Origin of the sequence: Mycobacterium sp. (assembly GCF_036488105.1) — a bacterium.
In the GTDB taxonomy this organism is placed as follows: Bacteria; Actinomycetota; Actinomycetes; order Mycobacteriales; family Mycobacteriaceae; genus Mycobacterium.
Genome location: NZ_DASXHW010000247.1, coordinates 1 through 3,359 on the forward strand (window position 1 = coordinate 1; position 3,359 = coordinate 3,359).

The 3,359-nt window shown below is 68.2% G+C and carries 4 protein-coding genes; 3 read left to right on the forward strand and 1 reads right to left on the reverse strand.

The annotated features are described in order from the left end of the window. The 3 genes from VGH54_RS12855 to VGH54_RS12865 all read left to right on the forward strand — a co-directional run. Positions 1-401: alpha/beta hydrolase (locus VGH54_RS12855; protein ID WP_331512387.1), on the forward strand; the 401-nt coding region annotated here is incomplete at its 5' end. Positions 402-422: 21 nt separating this feature from the next. Further along, entirely contained in the window at positions 423-2,051 is a 1,629-nt protein-coding gene (menD, locus tag VGH54_RS12860; RefSeq protein WP_331512388.1) for a 2-succinyl-5-enolpyruvyl-6-hydroxy-3-cyclohexene-1-carboxylic-acid synthase, read from the forward strand. A 26-nt stretch (positions 2,052-2,077) separates the two neighbouring features. Beyond that, on the forward strand, positions 2,078-2,590 hold the full coding sequence (locus tag VGH54_RS12865; protein WP_331512390.1) for a DUF3592 domain-containing protein: 513 nt from the start codon (positions 2,078-2,080) through the stop codon (positions 2,588-2,590). Here the strand turns inward: VGH54_RS12865 and VGH54_RS12870 are convergent. Then, the gene (locus VGH54_RS12870; protein WP_331512389.1) at positions 2,554-3,183 is read right to left on the reverse strand and encodes a DsbA family protein; all 630 of its coding nucleotides are present in this window, start codon (positions 3,181-3,183) and stop codon (positions 2,554-2,556) included. The genes VGH54_RS12865 and VGH54_RS12870 overlap by 37 nt on opposite strands. Positions 3,184-3,359: the final 176 nt, after the last annotated feature.

The window sequence follows — 3,359 nt, forward strand, 5'->3', positions numbered from 1 at the left end:
TCGCCGCCTCCGGGGTGCAGATTCCCACCGCCTACGACGCCAAAATCCGTTTACTGGAAAGCTTTTCCCCCAAGACGCTGAGCAACGACGAGGTCGTCTCGGAATGGATCGGCATGTTCAACATCTGGCCGATCAAGATCAGCCCGGGGCTGGTCCGCCAGGGCTGGGTTTCCCCGCAGGGCAACCGGCTGCCGGCCTACCAGGGCATCACGACGCCGGTGCTGGTGATCGGTTTCGCCGACGACGTGGTGACGCCGCCGCATCTGGGTAAAGAGGTTGCCGACGCCATACCCGGCGGCCAGTACACGCAGATCGCGGACACTGGGCATCTCGGGTTCCTGGAGCGGCCCGAGGTGGTCAACGCCACGGCGCTGAAGTTCTTCGCCAGCATGGGGTACTGAGCCGCCGACTAGGCTGGTCTGGTGAACCCCTCGACGGCACAGGCCCGCGTGGTCGTCGACGAGCTGATCCGCGGCGGTGTCCGCGATGTGGTGTTGTGCCCGGGGTCGCGCAACGCCCCGCTGGCGTTCGCGCTGCAGGACGCCGACCGGGCCGGCCGGCTCAGGCTGCATGTCCGCATCGACGAACGCACCGCCGGATATCTGGCCATCGGGCTGGCGATTGCCGCGGGCACGCCGGTCTGCGTCGCAATGACGTCGGGCACCGCGGTGGCCAATCTGGGCCCGGCCGTGGTCGAGGCCAACTACGCCCGGGTGCCGCTGATCGTGTTGTCGGCCAACCGGCCCTACGAAATGCTCGGCACCGGCGCCAACCAGACCATGGAGCAGCTGGGCTATTTCGGCACCCAGGTCCGGGCCACGATAAGCCTCGGGCTGGCCGAGGACGCCCCGGAGCGGATGGATGCGCTCAACGCGACCTGGCGGTCGGCCACCTGCCGGGTGCTGGTGGCCGCGACCGGGGCGCGCAGCGCCAATGCCGGCCCGGTGCATTTCGACATCCCGCTGCGCGAACCGCTGGTCCCCGACCAAGACCCCGGCCCGACCCCGCCGGGCCGGCCCGACGGCAAGCCGTGGACGTACACCCCGGCGGTCAGCTTCGACCAGCCGTTGGACATCGACTTGAGCCTGAACACGGTCGTCATCGCCGGGCACGGAGCCGGTGAGCAACCCGAGCTGGCCGCGTTGCCGACCGTCGCCGAGCCGACCGCGCCGCCGGCGGCCAATCCGCTGCACCCGTTGGCGTTGCCGCTGCTGCGCCCGAAGCAGGTGATCATGTTGGGCCGCCCCACCCTGCACCGACCGGTGTCGGCGCTGCTGGCGGACCCGTCGGTGCCGGTGTACGCGCTGACTACCGGGCCGCGCTGGCCGGACGTCTCGGGCAACTCGCAGGCCACCGGCACCCGCGCGGTCACCACCGGCGAGCCGAACCCGGCCTGGCTGAGCCGCTGCGCCGACCTCAACGGGCACGCCGTCGCCGCGGTACGTGCGCAGCTTGCTGAGCACCCGCTGACCACCGGCCTCCACGTGGCCGCCGCCGTCACCGACGTGCTGCGCCCCGGCGACCAGCTCGTGCTGGGCGCCTCCAATCCGGTGCGCGACGTGGCCCTGGTGGGCTTGAACCCGCATGGCATCGGGGTGCGTTCCAACCGCGGGGTCGCCGGCATCGACGGAACGGTGTCCACGGCGATCGGGGCGGCGCTGGCTCATGACATGACCGGCGGTCGCACCATCGCGCTGATCGGCGACCTGACCTTCGTCCACGACAGCTCGGGCCTGCTGATCGGGCCGACCGAGCCGGTGCCGGCCGACCTGACCATCGTGGTGTCCAACGACAACGGCGGCGGCATCTTCGAACTGCTCGAGCAGGGCGACCCGCGGTTCTCGGACCTGTCCGCCCGGGTGTTCGGCACTCCGCACGACGTCGACGTCGGCGCGCTGTGCCGTGCCTATCACGTCGACAGCCGCCAGATCGAGGTCGACGCGCTGGGCGCCGCACTCGACGAGCCGGCGGCCGGACTGCGGGTGCTCGAGGTCAAAGCTGACCGATCCTCGCTGCGGCAGTTGCACGCGGCCATCAAGGCCGCCGTGTGAATCGACTTGCCAGTGCGCTCGCTGCGCTGAAAGCGTGGTGGCGCGTCCTGATTCACGGCCGCAGCGGCGAGTTCCCCAACACCCGCGGACACCGCGCCATACGTTGGGCACGCATCGGGGTGCTGATCGTCGCCTGTCTGGTTACGCTGCAGTCGTTGCTGCTGGTGGCTGGTGCCGTGCGCAATGACATTGCGATCAAACACAATATGGGTGTCGCAGAGGCCGAGGTGCTCAGTGCCGGCCCGCGGCGATCCACCATCGAGTTCGTGACGCCGGACCGGGTCACCTACCGCCCCGAGCTCGGCGTGCTGTATCCGTCCGAATTAGCAACGGGCATGCAGATTTACGTCGAATACGACAAGCTAAACCCCAATTTGGTTCGCGTGCAACATCGCAACGCCAAGCTGGCGATCATCCCGGCTGGATCCATCGCGGTGGTCGGCTGGCTGATCGCCGCCGCCGCGCTGACCGGCCTGGCCTACCTGGACAAGCGGCTGGATCGTCAGCTGGCCAGCGCGTCGAGCCAACCCGGATCTTGAGTGTCGACAACACTTTTAGTGTTCAGGTCGAAAATGGTCGGGGTGCCGGGGTTGTCCGGGTTCGCCTCCTTGAGACGCGACTTGTTGGCCTCGTTGACCGCGCCGGAATCGACCACGAAGGCGGCGGCTGAGATCCGGTCGGCCACCACGTCGGGCAGTCCGCTGTCGCGGGCCATCGCCGCGACGGCGTCGTCGCTTGGGCCGTCGGCACTTTGATGGCGGTAAAGGTCTTGCACGAAAGCCTGATACGCCGTCGGCGATGTTGCCGGGTCGGCTGCCAGGAAGAGAGCGTTGACGAGGCGGACCGACACGTCGTTGTGATGCCTGCCGTCCAGGAACGTCATCCAGCGATACGTGATCGCCACCCGGCCGCTGGCCAGCGCTGCGGCCAACCGGTCGCCGTCGGTCGACTCGAACTCGGCGCAGTGCGGGCATTGCGGTTCGCAGAAGATCGCCAACTGCACCGGGGCGATCCACGATCCGACCAGCACGCCGTCGCCGTCGAGGGTTCGTGGCACGTCGGCGTGCGCGGTGTTGGTGGTACACATCACCAAAACCAGCATGGCCGCCAATACGCCCAGGTAGGACCGCATTGTCAGAGCCCCCTTTGGGTCAGAGTTCGTGTCGCGTACGCCAGTCGGTAACCATATCGACAGGCGACGCTGCCACCGTGATGGTGTGCGAGTAGCGATTGTCGCGGAATCCTTTCTCCCGCACGTCAACGGCGTGAGCAACTCGGTGATCAGAACACTCGAGCATCTTCGCCGCA

Coding starts and splice junctions, on each gene's coding strand:
- VGH54_RS12870 (WP_331512389.1), bottom strand. CDS start 3,183: ATGCGGTCCTACCTGGGCGTATTGGCGGCCATGCTGGTTTTGGTGATG.